Source organism: Novosphingobium resinovorum, from assembly GCF_001742225.1.
Lineage (GTDB): Bacteria > Pseudomonadota > Alphaproteobacteria > Sphingomonadales > Sphingomonadaceae > Novosphingobium > Novosphingobium resinovorum_A.
This window is the reverse complement of the sequence record NZ_CP017075.1, coordinates 1,499,465-1,520,264: the sequence shown is the minus strand read 5'-3', so window position 1 is coordinate 1,520,264 and position 20,800 is coordinate 1,499,465. Positions and strand designations below refer to the sequence as shown.

Annotated in this window: 14 protein-coding genes; 8 read left to right on the top strand and 6 right to left on the bottom strand. The window is 66.2% G+C overall.

The genetic code is table 11. The features are described 5' to 3' along the window. Position 1 precedes the first annotated feature (1 nt). The 5 genes from BES08_RS06920 to BES08_RS06900 all read right to left on the bottom strand — a co-directional run bounded on the left by BES08_RS06920 (position 2) and on the right by BES08_RS06900 (position 7,262). Complete coding sequence (locus BES08_RS06920; RefSeq protein ID WP_008829566.1) at positions 2 to 1,951, bottom strand: MacB family efflux pump subunit; 1,950 nt, start codon at positions 1,949 to 1,951, stop codon at positions 2 to 4. 8 nt (positions 1,952 to 1,959) lie between these two features. After that, complete coding sequence (locus BES08_RS06915; RefSeq protein ID WP_008829565.1) at positions 1,960 to 3,162, bottom strand: efflux RND transporter periplasmic adaptor subunit; 1,203 nt, start codon at positions 3,160 to 3,162, stop codon at positions 1,960 to 1,962. Positions 3,163 to 3,282: 120 nt separating this feature from the next. Continuing rightward, positions 3,283 to 4,137 (bottom strand): SMP-30/gluconolactonase/LRE family protein, encoded by an 855-nt coding sequence (locus BES08_RS06910; RefSeq protein ID WP_008829564.1) that lies wholly within the window; start codon positions 4,135 to 4,137, stop codon positions 3,283 to 3,285. A gap of 155 nt (positions 4,138 to 4,292) precedes the next feature. Further along, positions 4,293 to 6,089 carry an IlvD/Edd family dehydratase gene (locus BES08_RS06905; RefSeq protein WP_008829563.1) on the bottom strand — a complete coding sequence of 599 codons (1,797 nt, stop codon included), beginning with the start codon at positions 6,087 to 6,089 and terminating at the stop codon, positions 4,293 to 4,295. Positions 6,090 to 6,110: 21 nt separating this feature from the next. Beyond that, positions 6,111 to 7,262, bottom strand: coding sequence for an aldose epimerase family protein (locus BES08_RS06900; protein WP_008829562.1), 1,152 nt, complete (start codon positions 7,260 to 7,262; stop codon positions 6,111 to 6,113). A 156-nt stretch (positions 7,263 to 7,418) separates the two neighbouring features. Here BES08_RS06900 and BES08_RS06895 point away from each other — a divergent pair, with 156 nt between their 5' ends. Further along, a complete protein-coding gene (locus tag BES08_RS06895) occupies positions 7,419 to 8,732 on the top strand; it encodes a sugar MFS transporter (protein WP_036524260.1) in 1,314 nt (437 codons plus the stop codon). A 257-nt stretch (positions 8,733 to 8,989) separates the two neighbouring features. On the opposite strand, the gene BES08_RS06890 is transcribed toward BES08_RS06895, so the two are convergent. Beyond that, positions 8,990 to 9,745: a FadR/GntR family transcriptional regulator gene (locus BES08_RS06890; protein ID WP_008829560.1), complete on the bottom strand. Its 756-nt coding sequence runs from the start codon at positions 9,743 to 9,745 to the stop codon at positions 8,990 to 8,992. 111 nt (positions 9,746 to 9,856) lie between these two features. Here BES08_RS06890 and BES08_RS06885 point away from each other — a divergent pair, with 111 nt between their 5' ends. The 7 genes from BES08_RS06885 to BES08_RS06855 all read left to right on the top strand — a co-directional run bounded on the left by BES08_RS06885 (position 9,857) and on the right by BES08_RS06855 (position 20,700). Beyond that, on the top strand, positions 9,857 to 11,386 hold the full coding sequence (locus BES08_RS06885; RefSeq protein WP_036524262.1) for an aldehyde dehydrogenase (NADP(+)): 1,530 nt from the start codon (positions 9,857 to 9,859) through the stop codon (positions 11,384 to 11,386). A 61-nt stretch (positions 11,387 to 11,447) separates the two neighbouring features. Further along, positions 11,448 to 12,443, top strand: a complete 996-nt coding sequence (araD1, locus tag BES08_RS06880) for an AraD1 family protein (protein ID WP_008830208.1) — start codon at positions 11,448 to 11,450, stop codon at positions 12,441 to 12,443. A 3-nt stretch (positions 12,444 to 12,446) separates the two neighbouring features. Further along, entirely contained in the window at positions 12,447 to 13,373 is a 927-nt protein-coding gene (locus BES08_RS06875; protein ID WP_008830209.1) for a Gfo/Idh/MocA family protein, read from the top strand. 21 nt (positions 13,374 to 13,394) lie between these two features. After that, complete coding sequence (locus BES08_RS06870) at positions 13,395 to 14,972, top strand: alpha-N-arabinofuranosidase (protein WP_008830210.1); 1,578 nt, start codon at positions 13,395 to 13,397, stop codon at positions 14,970 to 14,972. Next, positions 14,972 to 15,976: an arabinan endo-1,5-alpha-L-arabinosidase gene (locus BES08_RS06865; RefSeq protein ID WP_008830211.1), complete on the top strand. Its 1,005-nt coding sequence runs from the start codon at positions 14,972 to 14,974 to the stop codon at positions 15,974 to 15,976. Before BES08_RS06870 ends, BES08_RS06865 begins: the two co-directional genes overlap by 1 nt. A 132-nt stretch (positions 15,977 to 16,108) precedes the next feature. Then, entirely contained in the window at positions 16,109 to 17,530 is a 1,422-nt protein-coding gene (locus BES08_RS06860; RefSeq protein ID WP_036524822.1) for a glycoside hydrolase family 43 protein, read from the top strand. A 329-nt stretch (positions 17,531 to 17,859) separates the two neighbouring features. After that, entirely contained in the window at positions 17,860 to 20,700 is a 2,841-nt protein-coding gene (locus BES08_RS06855; RefSeq protein WP_008830213.1) for a TonB-dependent receptor, read from the top strand. Positions 20,701 to 20,800: the final 100 nt, after the last annotated feature.

The window sequence follows — 20,800 nt, the reverse complement described above, 5'->3', positions numbered from 1 at the left end:
GTCAGTCTCTCGAAAGGGCGTCGACCGGGTCGAGCCGGGCCGCTCGGCGCGCGGGCAGGAAGCCGAACACGACGCCGATGAGGGTGGAACAGGCGAAGGCGGCGACGATCGACGTGGTCGAATAGGCCATCGCAAAGTCGGAGGCGAAGTAGGAGAACACCACGCCCAGCGCCAGCGACAGGCCGACGCCGATCACGCCGCCAATCAGGCAGACGAGGATCGCCTCGATCAGGAACTGCTGGAGGATGTCGGACTGGCGCGCGCCCACCGCCATGCGCACGCCGATTTCGGCGGTGCGTTCGGTGACAGAGACCAGCATGATGTTCATCACCCCGATGCCGCCGACGACCAGCGAGATCACCGCGATCGCGGCGACGAGGAGGGTCATCGTCTGCGTGGCGCTGGTGATCGTGGCGCGGATGTCGTCGGAGTTGCTGATGAAGAAATCGACGGTGCCGTGCCGCTGGGTCAGCAACTGCGTCACGGCATCTTGCGCCGCCGAGGTCGAGACATTGTCGCTGATGCGCACGGTGATGCTGGAGACGTAGCTCTGGCCCAGCATCCGGCTCATCGCGGTGGTGTAGGGGACATAGGCGGTCAGGCTGTCGCTGCCGCCGAAGCCCTGCTGCTGGGTGCCGACGATCCCGACGATACGCACGGGAACCTTGCCGAGCAGCACGACCTTGCCGAGCGGGTCCTCGCCATCGGGGAACAGGGTCTTCTGCGTGTTCTCGTCGATCACCGCGTCCTGCGCCAGTTCGCGCACCGCCTGCGTATCGAACAGGCTGCCGGAATTGAGCGTCAGGCCGCGCACGCGGAAGTAGTCGGCGCCGACGCCGCTGACTTGCGCGGTGGCTGCGACGTTGCGGTAGCGTGCGGTCACGCTGGTGGAGACGCTGGGCGTCACGCTGTCGATGTAGGAGAGCTGGCCGAGCGCCTCCGCGTCGCTGTCCTTGAGCGTCTGGATCTTGCCCGATCGCATGTCGCCGAAGCTCTTGCCGGGGTAGACGGTGAGCGTGCTGGTCCCGAGCCCGGATATGTCGGAGAGGATCTTGGCCTGCGACCCGTTGCCCAGCGCCACCACCGAGACCACCGAGGCGATGCCGATGATGATGCCCAGCATCGTCAGGAAGGTGCGCAGCTTGTGCGCCGACATGGCGAGCACGGCCATGCGGAACGCCTCGCGGAAGCGGTCGGCAAGCTGGCCGAAGCCGCTGGCGCCGGTCGGCGGTGGGGCGAGGGCAGGCGCGGTCTTGGGTTCGGAGGTGCGGCGATCGTCGATGATTGCGCCGTCGCGGATTTCGATGATGCGCTCGGCGTGCTCCGCGACGTGCATGTCGTGCGTGACGATGATGACCGTGTGGCCTTCGGCGTGAAGTTCGCCGAGGATCGCCATGACTTCGACGCCGCTGGCGGAATCGAGCGCGCCGGTGGGTTCGTCGGCGAAGATCACCTCGCCGCCGTTCATCAGCGCGCGCGCGATCGAGACGCGCTGCTGCTGGCCGCCCGAAAGCTGGCCCGGCCGGTGCCCGGTCCGCTCGCCGAGGCCGAGACGGGACAGGATCTGCGCTGCGCGCGACGCGCGTTCGCCGCGCGGCTTGCCCGCGTAGATCGCCGGAACCTCGACGTTGCCGAGCGCCGAGAGGTCGGTCAGCAGGTGATAGCGCTGGAAGATGAAGCCGAAGTGCTCGCGGCGCAGCGCGGCCAGTTCGTCGGGCTCCAGTTTTGCGGTGTCGCGGCCGTTGACCCGGTACGATCCCGAGGTCGCCCGGTCGAGGCAGCCCAGGATGTTCATCAGGGTGGACTTGCCCGAACCGGACTGGCCGACGATGGCGACCATCTCGCCGGCCTCGATGGTCAGGTCGATGTCCTTGAGCGCCGCGAAGACGCCGTCACCCGAAGGATACTCGCGCCGGACGTGCGAGAGCGAGAGGAGCGGGGCGGGTTCCATCACCCGCCTCAGAAGCCCGGCGGCCCCATGCGGCGGCGACCGCTCGTTCCGCTATCGGCCTTGGCCTCGCCGATGACGACGTTCTCGCCTTCCTTGAGGCCCGACAGGACCTCGACGTTGACGTTGTTGTTGAGGCCGATCCTGACCTTGCGGCTCTCGATTGTCCCGTCTTCTGTCTTCACGCGGACGGCATAGGTGCCATCCTTGCCCTTCGCGCCGAGCGCGGTGGCCGGGATCGTCAGCGCATTGGCGCGGCGGTCGAGGACGATGGTGACCTTGGCGGTCATCAGCGCGCGCAGGCGGTTGTCCTCGTTGGGCACCTCGAACAGCGCGTTGTAATAGATCGCGGTGCTGGAGGACGAACTGCTCGACGAGGAACTGCTGGAACTGGAGCTGACTTCATCGACGATAGATTCCGGCGCCGGTTCGATCATGCGCAGTTTGGCCTCGTAGCGCTTGTCGGGATCGCCGAGGATGGTGAAGTAGACCGGCAGGTCGGGCTTCACGTTGATGACGTCGGCTTCCGAGACCTCGGCCTTGATCGTCATCACGTCCAGCTTGGCAAGGATCACGATAGTCGGCGCCGACTGGTTGGCGTTGACGGTCTGGCCCTGCTTGGTGACGACGGCGACGACGACGCCGTCCATCGGCGCGGTGATCTTGGTGTAGCCCAGCTGCACTTCGGCGGTGTTGACGCTGACGCTGGCGGCGCGGATCTGCGCTTGCAGGGCGTCGTAGCTGGCCTGGGCGGACTGCAGTTCCTGCCGTGCCGTCTCGAAGTCCTGCTGCGATGTCGCCTCGCCGGCGCCAAGCATCTTCTGGCGGTTGAAGGCAAGCTGCGTGCGCGCCAGCGTGGCCTTTGCCGATGCGGCCTGCGCCTGCATGTTGGCAAGGTCGGCGCGGGCGGTCTCCAGGCTGTTGGTCTGGGTGCGCGGATCGATCAGGCCGATGAGGTCGCCCTTGTGGACCACGTCGCCGATCTCGAAGTTCAGTTCGTCGAGACGGCCGGACACCTGCGCGCCGACGCTGACGAGTTCCTTCGGCTCCAGCGTGCCCGTCGCCTCGACGGTGCGTTCGAGCGCCCCGCGCGCGACCTTTACGGTCGCGACGTCAGGCTCGGCCGGAGCGGCGAGGAACAGCTTCCAGACAAGAAGGAGAACGCACGCGCCGAGTACGACGCCGCCGATCACGATGCGACGAGTGGTGAACATGCTGCTTCGTATGGCCGCTGGAAGGCAGCTTGTAAGCAGGGATTTTGGTAGCAATGTGTAACGGTTGCGCCCATCCCTGCGACAAAGCGCGACTGTGCCGGAGCCGACCGGTCCGGCCGGTCAGCCCTGATAGATACCTGAGGGCGTACCCATCACGCCCGCATCGACCTCGTAGAGCGCGCCGTCGAATTCCGATTCCGGCAGGCCCGTTGCCGCAGAAGTCACGAACATGCGGTCGAGGTTCTCCCCGGCAAAGGCGATGTTGGTGATGCGCCTGGCGGGCAGCTCGATCGAGCGGTCGCGGGTGCCGTCGGGCGCGAAGCGGCTGATACGGCCGCCGTCCCAGTGGGCAACCCAGAGGAACCCTTCCGCATCGGTGGTCATGCCGTCGGGATAGCCGTCGTCCTCGGAGAAGCGGATGAATTCCTGCCGATCACGGGCGCCGCTTGCGTCGAGGGCGAAGCGGTAGATCGTACGGCGTCCGGAATCCGTGTGGTAGAGCCAGTTTCCGCAAGGCGAGAACGCCGGGCCGTTGGTCACGGTGTAGCCGGTGTCGATGACCTGCCAGTCGCCCTGCGGCGACAGGCGGTAGAACGAGCCGGAGACTTCCTCCTCGGCCATGTCCATGGTGCCGCACCAGATGGCGCCGTGGCGGTCGGCCTTGCCGTCGTTCATGCGGTTGCCGGGCAGGTGCGGCTCGGGGTTGGAGCGCTCGCCGATGGTCAGCGGATCGAGGGTGATCGCGGCGACGCCGTCGCGGAAACCACCGAGGAAGCCGCCGGAAGCACGCGGAGCCACCCAGCCGAGCGGCGCGGGCATGTCCCAGCGTTCAATGGCGCCGGTGGCCAGCGTCAGCCGGTTGAGGGCGGGGGCGAGGATATCTACCCAGTAGAACGCGCCATCTCGCTCGCACCAGAGCGCGCCTTCGCCGAGGGTGTCGCGCACGTCGCGCTCGATCTTGCGCCAGAGGGTCATTCGCAGTCTCTCCCGGTCGGGGGTGAAGGAGGCCCACCCCGCTGCGACTAGGTCCTGCGGACCAAGTCTCACTGCCCCTCCCGCAAGCGGGAGGGGTATCTTCATGTCTTCCCTCCCGCTTGCGGGAGGGGTTGGGGGCGGGCCTCTTCGCGGCCTCAGTGGTTGTCGCGCGGCAGGCCCATGGTCTGGGCGATGCGCTGGTACTTTTCCGCGCCCTCGAGGATTGCGCCGGTATCCATCTGCCCCACGAGGGCGCGCTGGATTTCCTGCCACGGCGTCTGCGAGGCGGGGTACTGGTAGCCGCCTGCGGCCTCCATCTCGGCACGGCGCGTCGCCATCTCCTCGTCGGAGATCAGCACGTCCACTTTGCCTGCCTTGAGGTCCATGCGCACCCGGTCGCCGGTCCGGAGCAGCGCGAGGCCGCCCATCGCCGCCGCTTCCGGCGAGGCGTTGAGGATCGACGGGCTCCCCGAAGTGCCCGACTGGCGGCCGTCGCCGATGCAGGGCAGGGCGCTGACGCCCTCGGTGATGAGGTAGGCGGGCGGGCGCATGTTCACGACTTCAGCCGCGCCGGGGTAACCGATCGGCCCCGCGCCGCGCATGAACATCAGCGTCTCGGGGGTGATGCCGACCGAGGGATCGTCGATGCGGTGGTGGTAGTCCTCGGGACCGTCGAACACCACGGCGGGGCCTTCGAAGGCGTCCGGGTCTTCGGGGTTCGAGAGGTAGCGGTCGCGGAACTCCTTGGAGATCACGCTGGTCTTCATGATCGCCGCGTCGAACAGGTTGCCCGACAGGACGAGGAAGCCCGCTTCCTCGACCAGCGGATCGTCGAAGGTCTTGATGACCTTGGCGTCCTCGATCGTGGCGTCACGGCAGTTGTCGCCGATGGTCTTGCCGTTGACGGTGAGGGCGCTCTCCTGGATCAGTCCCTGGCCGATCAACTGCGCGACGACGGCGGGGACGCCGCCCGCGTGGTAGTAGTCCTCGCCCAGATACTCACCGGCGGGCTGCAGGTTCACCAGCAGCGGGATCTTGTGGCCAAGGCGCTCCCAGTCCTTGAGCGGCAGGTCCACGCCGACGTGGCGGGCGAGGGCTGCCAGGTGGATCGGCGCGTTGGTCGAACCGCCGATCGCGGCGTTGACGACGATCGCGTTGTGGAAGGCGTCGAGGGTCAGGATGTCCGAGGGCTTGAGGTCCTCGCGCACCATGTCGACGATGCGCTTGCCGGTGTGGTAGGCGCATTCCTGGCGGTCGCGGTAAGGCGCGGGGATCGCCGCCGAGCCGGGCAGCATCATGCCCAGCGCCTCGGCCAGCGAGTTCATCGTCGTCGCCGTGCCCATCGTGTTGCAGTAGCCGGTCGAGGGCGCCGAGGAGGCGACGAGCTTGATGAAGCCGTCCGCGTCCAGTTCGCCCGCCGCCATCATCTGACGGCCCTTCCAGACGATCGTGCCCGAACCGGTGCGCTCGCCTTTGTGCCAGCCGTTGAGCATCGGGCCGACCGACAACGCAATGGCGGGGATATTGACGGTCGCGGCGGCCATGAGCATCGCCGGGGTCGTCTTGTCGCAGCCGGTGGTCAGCACCACGCCGTCGAGCGGGTAGCCGTAGAGCGCCTCGACGAGGCCAAGGTACGACAGGTTTCGGTCGAGCCCGGCGGTGGGCCGCTTGCCGGTTTCCTGGATCGGGTGGACCGGGAATTCCAGAGCGATGCCGCCCATCTCGCGGATGCCTTCGCGGATGCGCTCGGCCAGCACGAGGTGGTGGCGATTGCACGGGCTAAGGTCGCTGCCCGACTGGGCGATGCCGATGATCGGCTTGCCCGAACGCAGTTCTTCAAGGCTGAGGCCGAAGTTCAGATATCGCTCCAGGTAGAGCGAGGTCATGTCGATGTTGTCGGGATTGTCGAACCAGGCGCGCGAGCGCAGCTTGGGAGCAGGGGTTTCGGTCATGGTTGTTTTCTTTGGTCCGGTTCAGCGCGGAGAAGTGGTGACGCGGTAGATCATGACATGCCGGTACGGCTTGCCGGGATCGACGCGGGTGCTCGGGAAGTTGGCGTGGTTGGGGCTGTCGGGGAACTTCTGCGGTTCCAGCGCGATGCCGTCGCCCATGCGGTAGAGGTGGCCCTGCTTGCCGATGAAGGTGCCGTCGAGGAAGTTGCCGGAGTAGAACTGGACGCCAGGCTCGGTCGTCAGCAGTTCCAGCACGCGGCCCGAGACGGGGTCTTCTAGGCGGGCGGCGAGTTCGGGGGTCTTGGTCTGGCCCTTGTCGAGCGCGAAGTTGTGATCGAAGCCGCGCCCGTAGACGATCTGCTGGTCGTTGCCGTCGCGCAGGCCCACGGCGACCGGCTTGCCGTTGCGGAAGTCGAACGGCGTGCCCTCGACGGCGCGCAGTTCGCCGGTCGGGATCAGCTTTTCGTTGACGGGAGTGTACTTGCTCGCCGGGAGGGTGAGCACGTTGGTCATCGCATCGCGCTCCGACCCTTCGCCCGCCATATTGAAGATGGCGTGGTTGGTCATGTTGAGCACGGTCGGCTTGTCGGTCGTCGCGTCGAAGACGATCTGCAGGTTGCCGGATTCGTCGAGCGAATAGGTGACCTTCGCCTTCACGGTGCCGGGGTAGCCGGAATCGCCGTCAGGGCTGACCAGCGAGAACACCGCCGTCGCCACCTTGCCCGACTTCACCGATTCGAGCTTCCAGTTCTGCACATCGAAGCCCTTGCCGCCGCCGTGGAGCGACTGGCCGTGGTCGTTGCCGGGAAGCTGGTAGGTCTTGCCATCGAGCGTGAACTTGCCGTCGGCGATGCGGTTGCCGTAGCGGCCGATGGTTGCGCCCCAGAAGTTCGGGCGCGTCTCGAAGTCGGAGAGCTTGTCGTAGGCGACGAGGACGTCGGCGGTCTTGCCGTCGCGATCGGGCGCATTCAGCTTCCACAGCGTCGCGCCGAAGGTCAGGATCGTGGCGGAAACGCCGTTACCTGCCGTCAGCGTCACCGCGGTGACTTCGCTGCCGTTCGACAGCTTGCCCGCGCTCGCCTGCGTCGCTTCGGTGGCCAGCGCGGCATTGGCGCCGAATGCCAGTGCCAGAACCGACGCTGCCGTCGTGATGGCCTTGACCGGATTCCTCATTCCCTTAGCTCCCGCATTTCGGTGAGATTTCGATTCTTGTACGAAGACGCGCCCCATTGACGACGCCGCTTCGCGCATATAGTCCGACAAATAGAAAGAGCGCAAGCCGGTTCACGGTACAAGTGGTCGTCCGGCGTCGCTATCGAGAGGAATGTCATGCCCCCAGTGGTCTCATCCACCGACGCCCCGGTGCTGCACGCCCAGCCCGCAGGCGTGCGCTACGGTCCCGCGCTTACGCTGCTCGCCAGCCTGTTCTTCATGTGGGGCTTCATCACCGTCATCAACAATACGCTGCTGCCGCACCTGCGCAGCGTATTCGAGCTGAGCTACACCCAGACGACACTGATCGAATCGGTATGGTTCATCGCCTACTTCGTGGCCTCGATCCCGTCAGCCAAGCTGATCGAGCGGATCGGCTATCAGAAGTCGCTCGTCGCGGGCCTGCTCATCATGGCTGCAGGCGCATGCGGCATGATGCTGGCAGCGAGCATCCCGTCCTACGGCGTCACGCTCGTCATGCTGTTCGTCATCGCCAGCGGCATCACCCTACTGCAGGTGGCCGCGAACCCCTACGTCGCTGTCGTCGGCAAACCGGAGACCGCGTCCTCGCGCCTCAATCTGGTGCAGGCGCTGAACTCGGCGGGCACGATGCTGGCGCCGCTCTTCGGGGCCTACCTGATCCTCGGTCGTTCCAAGGGTGGCACGGCGACCGCCGGGACCGTCCTGACCGAAGCCGAGCGCATGGCGGACGCCCACTCGGTGATCCTGCCTTACGCGCTCGTCGCCGTGGTGCTGGTGATCCTCGCGGTCATCATCGCCAAGTTCCCGCTGCCCGCTATGGGTTCGGCCGACTCGCGCGCCGCCAAGGAGGAGCGCAAGCACCTCTCGCTCTGGAACCACCGCAACCTGGTGTTCGGCGTGCCCGCGATCTTCATCTATCTGATCGCGGAAATCGGCGTCGCCAACCTCTTCGTGAACTTCGTCAGCCAGCCTGACATCGCCAACCTGACGCATGAGCAGGCCGGCAAGTACCTGTCGTTCCTGTGGGGCGGCATGATGGTCGGTCGCTTCGCCGGGTCGCTGGTCATGCAGCGCTTCGACGCGGGCAAGGTGCTGGCATTCTTCTCGATCGGGGCCTTCGCGGTGATGATGGTGACGGTGTTCGCCCACGGCGAAGTGGCGATGTGGTCGCTGATCCTCGTCGGCCTGTTCCACTCGATCATGTTCCCGACCATCTTCACCCTCGGCATCAAGGGCCTCGGCCCGCTGACCGAGGAAGGTTCCGGCCTGCTCGTCATGGCGATCGCAGGTGGCGCTCTGGTCGTGGTGCAGGGCTGGCTGGCCGACAACTACGGCCTGCAGACCTCGTTCCTGCTGACGGCGGCTTGCGAACTCTACGTGCTGTTTTACGCCCTGTGGGGCAGCAAGCCGACCAACGCGGTGCCGCCGCCGGAAGCGACTTTCGAATAACGCTTCAGGCACGCAAAAAAGCCCCGGCGAGAGATCGTCGGGGCTTTTTTTGTTTAAGAAGCAAGAGGAAGTCGCAGGGGTTTACCACCCCTGCACCCCGTGGACTTGGCGACGAGGTGCGCGCAGCAGTCTCGGTGCTCTATTGCGCCGCAGGCTATTCAGTCTCCCGGCTCACCCTCGTGGATGAGGAGGCGGCGCGCGTGACCTCGACGATATACGGGGTGCAGGGGTGGTAAACCCCTGCGAATTCCCCTTGTTCAATCTTCCATCGAGCTACGCGTATCTTCCAGAGCCAGATCCACCAGCACGTTCATCGCCTCCGCAGCAGCAGCAGCATCCCCTGCGGCGATCGCGTCGTAGACCTTGACGTGATCCGGGATCGGATTGCGCGGCAGGGCGCGGGCGCGTTGCTTGAACTGCGTGGTCCAGTTCACTGCCGCGCCGATCGAGGCGCTGAGGGTCAGAAGCGCGTCGTTGCGCGTCGCCTGAAGGATGGCCTTGTGAAAGTCGCGGTCAGCGGCGCGTCCGGCCTCGGTGGTGAGGGTATGGCGGCGCATGGCGGTGAGGGCGTCCTTCATCGCTTTCAGGTCGGCCTTATCTCGGCGTTGGGCGGCGAGGCGGGCAGCGGCGGGTTCGACGATGGCGCGCAGTTCGAACAGGCTGCGGACGAATTCGATGTCGGGCTCGCCTGCGAAGGCCCAGCCGAGCACTTCGGGGTCGAGCAGGTTCCAGCGATCACGCGGGAGGACGCGCGTGCCGGCCTTGGGGCGGCTCGCGACGAGGCCCTTGGCGGTGAGCACCTGGATCGCCTCGCGGTAGGCGCTCCGGGAGACCTGCAGTTCCTCGGCGAAGGCGACTTCGCCCGACAGAATGTCGCCGGGAGCATATTTGCCTGACAAGATGGCGGTGCCGAGCTTGTGTGCAATGGCTCCGTGCAGTCTGCGGCCGGGGCCTCGGGCTTCCTCGCCCTGTTTGATGTTTTCGTCGGCGGTCGTCAAATCGGCATCTGGCACAGGTATGGGCTCCTCCGGGAGCGAAACTAACAGCGGTTTGCACGAGAAGGAACGACAAACATTGCGTTTCGCTCGCACAGGAAATATGTCGGAGTAAATAGGGAGTGCCCAATGACTGAATTTCGTTCCATCGTCGCCGCTACCGGTGAGCCTCAGGGTGAGCCGCTCGCCATCAGCACCACCGCTGATGTGGCCGCTGCCTGCGCCGCCGCGGCTGCTGCGTTCGACACCTACCGCGCCACCGATCGCGAGACGCGCGCTGCGTTTCTCGAGCGAATCGCTGACGAGATCATGGCGATCGGTGAGCCGCTGATCGAAGCCTACATCGCCGAGAGCGGCCTGCCGCGCGGTCGCGGCGAGGGTGAGCGTGGTCGTACCTGTGGTCAGCTGCGCCTGTTCGCCGACGTCGTGCGCAAAGGCCAGTGGCAGCAGCTTCGTATCGATCCCGCGCTGCCCGACCGCGCGCCGCTGCCGCGTCCGGACCTGCGCTTGCGCATGATCCCGGTCGGTCCGGTCGCAGTGTTCGGCGCCTCGAACTTCCCGCTCGCGTTCTCGACGGCGGGTGGTGACACCGCTTCGGCGCTGGCGGCGGGCTGCCCGGTCGTCGTCAAGGGCCACCCGGCGCACCCGGTCACCGGCGCGCTGATCGCTGCCGCCATCACCAAGGCGGTGAAGGATGCGGGTCTGCCCGAGGGCGTGTTCCAGCACCTCGTCGGTCCCTCGAACGAACTGGGCGCGGCGCTCGTGCAGCACCCGGCGATCATGGCGGTCGGCTTCACCGGTTCGCGTGGCGGCGGTCTTGCTCTCGCCAGGCTCGCGCAGGCGCGCGAAGTGCCGATCCCGGTCTATGCCGAAATGTCGAGCATCAACCCCGTCCTGCTGCTTCCCGAGGCGCTCAAGGCGCGCGGCGAAGTGCTCGGCGCGGCTTTCGTCGGCTCGCTGACGATGGGTGCAGGCCAGTTCTGCACCAATCCCGGCCTGATCCTTGCCGTCGAGGGCGAGGGGCTGGATGCCTTCGTAACCGCCGCCACCACCGGCGTGTCGGAAGCCAAGCCGCAGACCATGCTGACCACCGGCATCGCCGCAGCGTACGCCAAGGGCGTCGCTGCGCTCCAAGCTCTTCCCGGCGTCGAAACGCTGGCCAAGGGCGAAGAGGGCAGCGTCACCACCGGCGGCGCGATCCTGTTCCAGACCTCGGCCGCGCAGTTCCTTGCGGACAAGGCGGCGGGCGACGAAGTGTTCGGCGCCTCCTCGATCGTCGTGCGCTGCAAGGACGAAGCCGAGCTGCTGACCGTACTCGAAGGCCTTGAAGGCCAGCTGACCGCAACCCTCCACATGGACGATGCCGACGAGGGCGCCGCCGCCCGCGTCCTGCCGGTGCTGGAGCGCAAGGTCGGCCGCATCCTCGTCAACGGCTGGCCCACCGGCGTCGAAGTGTGCCACGCGATGGTCCACGGCGGCCCGTTCCCCTCGACTTCCGACCCGCGCACCACGTCGGTCGGCAGCATGGCGATCGACCGCTACCTGCGTCCGGTCAGCTACCAGAACTTTGCGCAGGGGCTGCTTCCGGCCGAACTGCGTGACGATGCCTTCGGTGACGGCGCCCCGCGCCTGATCGATGGCACTCTGACCCTCAACTGATCTGATCCAACCATCCGGGCGGCGCGCTCTCAAGAAGCGCGCCGCCTTTGGGAGAGTACCCATGACTTATCTTCGCCTGCTCCAGCACCTGAGCGCCGAGGGCGTTCGTTCCGTCATTCTCGCCGACGGTGATGCCGCGCATTTCCTACCGGGCATCGCCTCGGTGCGTGAACTCGCGCTTGGCGCGATCGCTGCGGGCCAGACGCTTGCCGAGGCCGCCAAGGATGCCGGGCAGGGCGAAGCCGTCGATATCGCCGCCGAGTTCGCGGCGGGCCGCCTGCTCGCGCCGATCGACCACGAGGACGGCGCACACCTGCTGCTCGCGGGCACTGGCCTGACGCACCTCGGCTCGGCCGAGGGTCGCGACAAGATGCATAAGGCGGCCGCTTCCGAGGAGAAGCCGACCGACTCCATGCGCATGTTCCTGGAAGGCCTCGAAGGCGGCAAGCCCGCGCCGGGCGAAGTCGGCCAGCAGCCGGAATGGTTCTACAAGGGCGACGGCTCGCAGCTCGTCGGCCCGACCGACGACCTCGAAATGCCTGCCTTCGCCAAGGACGGCGGCGAGGAGCCCGAACTCGCAGGCATCTACCTGATCGGCGAGGACGGCACTGCCTACCGCCTCGGCCTCGCGCTTGCCAACGAGTATTCGGACCACGTTACCGAGCGTCACAACTACCTGTGGCTGGCCCACTCGAAGCTGCGTCAGGCCGCGCTCGGCCCAGAGCTGCTGCTCGGCACGCCGCCCTCGCATATCGAGGGCACCAGCAAGGTCATCCGGGGTGGCGAGACGATCTGGGAAAAGCCCTTCCTCTCGGGCGAGGGTAACATGTCGCATACGTTCGCGAACCTTGAGCATCACCACTTCAAGTACGACCTGTTCCGCCGCGCGGGCGACGTGCATGTCCACTTTTTCGGCACCGCGACGCTTTCGTTCAGCGACGGCGTGCAGACGCAGGAAGGCGACGTGTTCGAGATTTCGGCCGCACCTTTCACGCTGCCGGTCGCCAACAGGCTGGTCCGCGTTCCCGAGCGCGCCTTCGCGGTGAAGGCGCTCTGATCGATGGACCCGATCCGCATTGCGGTGGTGGGCGTGGGCAAGATCGCCCGCGACCAGCACCTTCCCGCCATCGCCGGGAACAAGGCGTTCAGCCTCGCCGCCACCGTCAGCCCGCGTGATCCGGGCGTCGAGGGCGTGCCCCACGCGAAGAGCCTCGACGAACTGATCGCGAATGGTCCGGCGATCGATGCGGTGGCGCTCTGCACGCCGCCGCAGGTCCGCTATGACCTTGCCGTGCAGGCGCTGTCGAAGGGCATGCACGTGTTCCTCGAAAAGCCGCCGGGCGCGACGCTGTCCGAAGTCGTGGCGCTGGAAAGCCGCGCCGAGAAGGTCGGCGCGACGCTGTTCGCCTCGTGGCACTCGCGCTTTGCGGCGGGCGTGGCCCCGGCGCGCGCGTGGCTGTCCGACCGCAAGATCGAGAAGGTTTCGATCGTGTGGCGCGAGGACGTGCGCGTGTGGCATCCGGGCCAGGCCTGGATCTGGGAGCCGGGCGGCCTTGGCGTGTTCGATCCGGGCATCAATGCGCTTTCGATCGTCACGCACATCCTGCCGCGCCCGATGTTCCTGCAGGGTGCGACGCTGGAGATCCCGGCCAACCGTGCCGCGCCGATCGCCGCCGACATCGAGTTCCGCGACACCGCTGGCGCGCCGATCCACATGGACCTCGACTGGCGGCAGACCGGCCCGCAGTCGTGGGACATCGTCGTAGAGACGGACGAAGGAACCCTCAAGCTGTCGAACGGCGGCGCGGTGCTGACGCTTCCGAGCGGCACCGAGCATGCCGAAGACATGGAATATCCGGGCCTCTACGCGCGCTTCGCCAGCCTCATCCGGGGTGGCCGCAGCGACGTGGACGTGGCGCCGCTGCGACTCGTCGCCGACGCATTCCTGCGCGGCCACCGCAAGCTGGTGGACGAATTCCACGATTGATTCCCTAGGGAGGGGACTGAAATGACTAAGTTCTTCCGCCGCACGTCGCTCGCCATGCTGATGGCAGCGACGGTGCTTTCCGCGCCCCTGAGCCAGACGGCTTCGGCCGATACGGGTGGCCAGCCCACCACCGCCACGATCGAGGGCGGCAAGCCCGGCCCGGTCTACAACAAGGACGTCTTCACCCAGTTCGCCGAGCATCTGGGCGAGGGCATCTATGGCGGCCTGTGGGTCGGCAAAGGCAGCAAGATCCCCAATACCAACGGCTTCCGCAACGACGTCGTCAAGGCGCTGAAGGACTTGTCGGTTCCGGTGATCCGCTGGCCCGGCGGCTGCTTCGCCGACGAATACAACTGGCGTGAAGGCATCGGCCCACAGGCCAAGCGCCCGGTCAAGATCAACACCCACTGGGGCGGCGTGACCGAGCCAAACGCGGTCGGCACGCACGAGTTCTTCGAGCTGATCCGACAGGTCGGCGCCGAGGCCTATGTCGCGGGCAACGTCGGCAACGGCACTCCGCGCGAAATGGCCGAATGGGTCGAATACATGACCTCGCCCGCCGGTTCGCTGGCGGATGAGCGCGCCAAGAACGGCCACAAGGAACCGTGGAAGGTCAAGTACTTCGGCGTCGGAAACGAGCTGTGGGGCTGCGGCGGCAACATGCGCCCCGAGTTCGCGGCGGACGAGACGCGCCGCTATGCCACCTTCATCAAGCCGCCCGCCGGGACCAAGATCCTGAAGGTCGCGGCCGGCGCCAACGTCGACGACTACAACTGGACCGAGACGATGATGCGCGTCGCGGCGAACCAGCTCGACGGCGTCTCGCTGCACTATTACGTCCACCCCGCCGGTGGCTGGCCGCCGCGTGCGCCTGCAGTGAACTTCGACGAGTACGGCTGGGCCGATGCGCTGAACGGCGCGCGGCACATGGACGAACTGATCACCAAGCACTCGGCGATCATGGACAAGTACGATCCCGAGAAGCGCATCTTCCTCGCGGTTGACGAGTGGGGTTCGTGGTATGCGCAGGACGAGGGGACGCACCCCGGATTCCTGAGGCAGCAGAACACCTTGCGTGATGCGCTGATCGCCTCTGTGCACCTCGACATCTTTGCGAAGCACGCCGACCGTGTGCGCATGACCGCCATCGCGCAGATGGTGAACGTGCTCCAGGCGATGATCTTCACGCAGGGCAGCAAGATGGTGCTGACCCCCACCTACCACGTCTTCGAGATGTACAAGCCCTGGCAGGACGCCACCGTGCTGCCGCTCGAGATCAAGTCGCCGTGGTATTCCAAGGACGAATTCACCATGCCTGCGGTCAGCGGCTCGGCGGTGAAGGCGAAGGACGGCAAGGTGCATGTCGCGCTGTCGAACCTCGATCCGAACCAGTCGAACACGGTGACGATCAAGCTCGACGGCGTTAGCGCAACGGCGGTTTCCGGCCGTATTCTGACGGGCTCGGCGATCAATTCGCACAACACCTTCGACGCGCCTGACGTCGTCAAGCCCGCCGCCTTCACCGGGGCGAGCGTGCAGGGCGGCCAGATGGTCGTGACGCTGCCGGCGAAGTCGGTGGTGGTGCTGGAACTGCAGTGATGAAGGCGGCCTTCCTCGGTCTCGCGGCGCTGGCTCTTGCCAGTTCCGCGAGCGCCCAGCAGGTCGGCGAGAAGGGTGCCGGGACGCTGAATTCGCAGCTTTCCGGCGACCTTGTCGTGCATGATCCGGTCATCATCCGCGAGGGGGACACGTATTACGTGTTCAGCACCGTGGGCAAGTATATCGGCATCAAGACCTCGACCGACCTGAAGGTGTGGAAGGATGCCGGTTCGGTGTTCTCCGAAATACCGGCGTGGGCGAAAGATGCTGTTCCCGGAACCGAAGGTATCTGGGCGCCGGATATTTCGTATGTGAACGGCGAATACCGACTGTACTATTCGGTCTCGACCTTCGGCTCCAACCGTTCGGCGATCGGTCTCGCGACCAGCAAGACGCTGGGGCCGAAGGCGAAATGGCAGGATCATGGCCTCGTCGTCATGTCCACGAAGGACGATGACTTCAACGCCATCGATCCCAACTTCGTCGTCGATGCGCAGGGGCGCCAGTGGCTGTCGCTCGGTAGTTTCTGGAGCGGTCTCAAGCTGTTCCCGCTCGATGCGAAGACCGGCAAGGTCGTGCCCGGCACCGAACCGTACTCCATCGCCCGCCGCCGCGCGCCTGCGGGAGCGGCGGCGCCGGTAGAGGCGCCGTTCATCATTCCGCACGGCGGCTGGTACTTCCTGATCGCGTCCTACGACTATTGCTGCAAGGGCGTGAACTCGACGTATTACACCGTCGTCGGTCGCTCGAAAAAGATCACCGGCCCTTATCTCGGCCGTGACGGCAGTTCGATGATGGAGGGCGAGGGGACCATCCTGCTGCGCTCCGACCTGAAGGAAAAGCAGCGTTTCCGCGGGCCCGGCCATGCCGGAGCCTTCACTAACAAGGACGGCACGACCTACCTCGTCTACCACGCCTACGACAAGGAAGCCGACGGCCGCCCCACGCTGCGCATCGCGCCGCTGCGGTGGGACGCGGACGGCTGGCCCGTCGCCGAGTACTGAACACCCACCTGACGGCGCCCCGGTTTCGGCCCTGAACCAAGGCCGGGGCGTCCTTTTTCAAGGTGGCACCCAACGGGGGCCTAACGGCACCTAACACGACCATAACGTACCAGAACCGCCGGAGAGGCCATGATGAACTTCCCCCTGTCGCGTCGCAACTTCGCCACTGCTGCATCGCTGCTTCCGATCGCTTGCACCGCGCCGGGCAAGAGCGTGATCGGCACCTCGCAGACCCCTGATGTCCCCGGTGCGATCAACCCGCTGGTGAAGCGCCGGGCCGACGCACAGGTGTTCCTGCACGAGGACGGCTGGTACTACATGACCGGCTCTGTGCCCGAGTACGACCGCCTCGTGCTGCGCCGTTCGAAGACCCTCGCCGGGCTCACCGATGCCGAGGAGCGGGTGTTGTGGCACCACGAATCGAGCGGGCCGATGTCGGGCTTCCTGTGGGCGCCCGAACTGCACCTGATCGCCGGCAAGTGGGTGATGTACTTCGCTGCCGGCCCCAGCGGCGGCGGCGAGGACGTGTTCCGCATCCGCACGTATGCAGTGGTCTGCGACGGGCCGGACCCGATGACCGGGGGCTGGTCGGTGCTGGGCGAATTCAAGGCGCCGTGGGACAGCTTCAACCTCGATTCCACCAGCTTCGTCCACCGGGGCGTGCGCTACTTCGCGTGGGCGCAGCGCGAGCCGGGGATCGAGACCAATTCCAACCTCTACATCGCGCCGATGAAGGACGCGCTGACCCTGTCCGCGCCCGCAGCGCGCCTGACGGTGCCGACGCTCGACTGGGAAGTGCGCGGCTACAAGGTCGCCGAGGCACCGGCCGTCATCGTCAAGAACGGCCGCCTGTTCATGAGCTATTCGGCCAGTGCCACCGATGCGCGCTATTGCCTGGGGCTGCTGTCGATCGGCGAGACCGACAACCTGATGGACCCGCGCGCCTGGACCAAGTCGCCGGAGCCGGTCTTCGTCACCTGCCGTGAAACCTCTGTCTACGGCCCCGGCCACAACAGCTTCACCACGGACGAGCAGGGCCGCGACATCCTCGTCTACCACGGCCGCGACTACGAGAAGATCGAGGGCGACCCACTGTTCAACCCCGATCGTCACACCCGCATTCAGCGCCTCTATTTCGACGGCAACGGCAATCCGGATTTCGGCGTGCCGGTGGGCAATGGTGCGCTGCCGGAGCGCTTCATCCCCGCCGTGCGCCGCACCGTGCGGCTGGCTGCCGAGGGCGCGCGCCTTTCGGTGAGCGATGCCTCGTTGCCGCAGACGCAGTTCCGCTCGGTCGAGGCGGGCGAGGGCACCGTGCAACTGGTGCCGATCCTCAAGCCGGACCATTGCCTTGTCGCCGGGGGCGACGGCTCGGTATCTCTCGTGCCGCTCTCTGCGACCGAGGCGGCCCGTTTCCGCCGCGAGGTCGGCCCGGCGAGCGGCACCGTGCGCTTCGCCTCGTCCGCGTTCGAGGGCAGGGCGCTCGCCCATGCCGGGGACCGGGTGGTGCTGGCCGACGCCTATGACGCCAGCGTGGCTTGGCTGGCGGATTGAGCCTGCCGTCGTCCCGGACTTGATCCGGGACCGGTGGCGGTCTTTAGGAGGACGCTGGCCCGGAAGCACCCTGCTGGGAGGTGGGCTGTTCACGGCCAGCGGTCCCGGATCAACTCCGGGACGATGGCGTTTAATTGTCTGATTTAATCGCACGTCGATGCCCGGGAATGCGCCCGCTAAAGCGACAAGTGCGCTCCATATGCCACATCTCTGCATCCTTTTTGTCGGAGCAATGCATTTTCCTCTTGCGTCTAAATAGTCCGACTAATAATCAGGCGGCACACAGTTTCGGGGCATGGTATCGGCCAGCCCCCTTGGGAGGGTTGATCATGGCGTTCAAGCCATTCGCATTTTGCACCGCATCCGTTCTCGCTCTCGGCTTCGCCTCCGTCGCGCAGGCTCAGGACGCTGCTCCGCAGGGCACCGCGCCTCAGGCCGCTGCAGATGATGCCAGCGCCGAAGACATCATCGTCACCGGCGTGCGCGCGTCCATCGTCGGTGCCATCAACAGCCGCAAGGACAATGTCCAGATCGTCGACTCGATCGTCGCCGAGGACGTGGGCAAGCTGCCCGACAACAATGTGGTCGAGGCGCTGCAGCGCGTCACCGGCATTCAGGTCACCGACCGTGCCGGCGGTGAAGCCGCGACGATCACCATCCGCGGCCTGACCGATCCGCTGACCACGCTGAACGGCCGCAACATCTTCACGGCGGCGGGCACCTCGTTCGCGCTGCAGGACATCTCGGCCAACCTCGTCAAGAAGATCGACGTCTACAAGACCCGCTCGGCCGACCAGATCGAGACCGGCCTTGCCGGGCAGATCGACGTACAGACGCGCCGTCCGCTCGACTTCGACGGCTTCACCATCTCGGGCCTTGCGCGCGGCATCTATTCGGAGCTGGCCGACAAGGCCAACCCCAACGTCGCGTTGCTCGTGGCGGACAAGTGGGACACCGGCATCGGCGAGATCGGCTTCCTCGTGAACGCCAGCTACACCCGCGCCGAATATCGCAACCAGAACCTGCAGGCGGGCGCCATGGTGCCGTTCGCCACCGAGACCCCGCCTGCAGGTTCCGGCCTGACCCCGCTGGAGCGAATCTTCCCGGGTGACCGCAACCAGAACTGGACGCCTGGACTCGACGCGGGCCTGCCGATCGCGCCCGGCTCGACGCTGAACATCAACGGTGTCGAGACGCCGTACTACCTGTCGCGCGACGCGGTGATCGCCTCCGACCTCTACGGCAAGCGCACGCGCCCGTCGGTCAACGCCGCGCTGCAGTGGGCGCCGAACGATCGCTCGGTCTACACCGCCGAAGTGTTCTACACCGGCTTCCGGGGCAAGACCTTCAACAGCCTGAACTTCAGCTTCGTCGACTGGTGGGGCAACCTGCCCGCTGACGTCGCCAACAGCTTCGAGCTGTATGACGGCACCAACATCATCAAGTCGCGTCAGGCCGGTGCGGTCGCAGGCTTCAACAGCGGCGACTATTCGACCAACAAGACCGACAGCTATGTCTACGCCTTCAACGCCAAGTGGGACGTGGCCGATCGCGGCAAGATCACGGCCGACGTCGCCTATCAGGACAGCAAGAACGAGACCTCGTTCTTCGCCATCCGTACCGATCGCGCGCCGCTCGACATCGACGTGGACTTCAACGCCGGTGGCGGCCTGCCTTCGTACAGCTTCGGCAATCCGGGCGTCCTGACCGACGCTTCGGCGTGGACCGTGGGCAACCTGTTCGACAGCGGCACGAAGAACAAGGGCAGCGCGCTGACCGTGATGCTCGACGGCGAGTACGAGTGGGACGAAGGCTTCTTGCGCCGCATCAAGGCGGGCTTCCGCTACGACGACCGCAAGGCCGACAGCTACGTGCGTGACCAGGGCGCGGGCGGCCTGCCGGGCGTGACGCTCGACCAGTTCGGGCAGGGTACGCCGTTCACCAACAGCGGCTTCTTCGACGGCCGCGCCGACATTCCGACCAGCTGGGTCCTCGCCGATCCGCGCACCATGGACAAGGATGCGGTCCGCACCCTGTACCGGGCGGTCAACCCGGGGCTGCTGCTGTCCGACCAGCTGAGCTTCGGCCACGTCTTCGGCATCGGCGAGATCAATACCGCCGCCTACCTCATGGCGGACGGCGAGATCGAACTGTTCGGCCGCCCGCTGCAGCTGCAGGCCGGTGTGCGCTATGTGCAGATCGATACCGACTACGAATACTTCGATCGCGGCAACGGCTTCGCCCGCACCGGGGTTTCGACCGGCTCGGCCAAGTGGCTGCCCTCGTTCACCGCGCGCTACGGCATCACTGACAACCTGCGCATCCGTTTCAACTACGGCGAGACGCTGCGCCGTCCGGCCTTCGGCGATCTCAACCCCAACGTCACGCTGACGGGCGACTTGTCGCGCATCGGCTTCGGCACCGGCAGCGCGGGCAACGCCAACCTGACCGCGACCCATTCGAAGAACTTCGACCTTGCGATCGAATGGTACTTCGAGCGCAACAGCGCGATCTACGCGACGGCCTTCCGCCGCGAGATCAACGGGCTGGTCGTGCCGCTCACGGGCCGCGAGATCATCCCGGACAACTACCTGCCGCGTAACGAGACCTACACCGAGACGTTCAACATCACCCGTCCGGTCAATGCCTCCGACGGCGTGCTGAAGGGCGTGGAACTGGGCCTGACCTACTTCCCGACCTATCTGCCCGGCCCGCTCAACGGCCTCGGCTTCACCGGCAGCGCCACGATCCTCGACTCCGAGCAGACGATCCCGGTCGTCAACACCCAGGGCGAGATCACCGGCTCCACCAAGTCGGCGTTCTTCGGCGTGTCGAAGCTGTCGTACAACGCGACGCTGGCCTACGACAACGGCCCGATCGGTGCCCGCCTGTCGTACATCTGGCGCAAGGGCTTCCTCCAGAGCAACGAGGGCCGCTCCTTCGCGAACCCGATCGGCTTCTGGCGCGCGCCTGAAAAGAGCCTCGACCTGCAGCTGACGTGGAACGTCAACGACGATATCGGCGTGACCTTCGACGCAGTTAACCTCACCAAGGCGAAGCAGCAGAACTACTACAAGTTCGGCGACGTCGGTAACGCGCAGCAGTTCAACTCCAGCACGCTGCTGATCGACCGCACTTTCGCGGTGGGCGTGCGCTTCAAGTTCGACTGATACGGCGAGGCACGCTGCGGGAACGCCATTCCTCGCAGCGTGCCCCGCTCAGGGCGGCCGGGACGGGTCGGAGTTCCTTCCTCTCCCAACACCCGATACG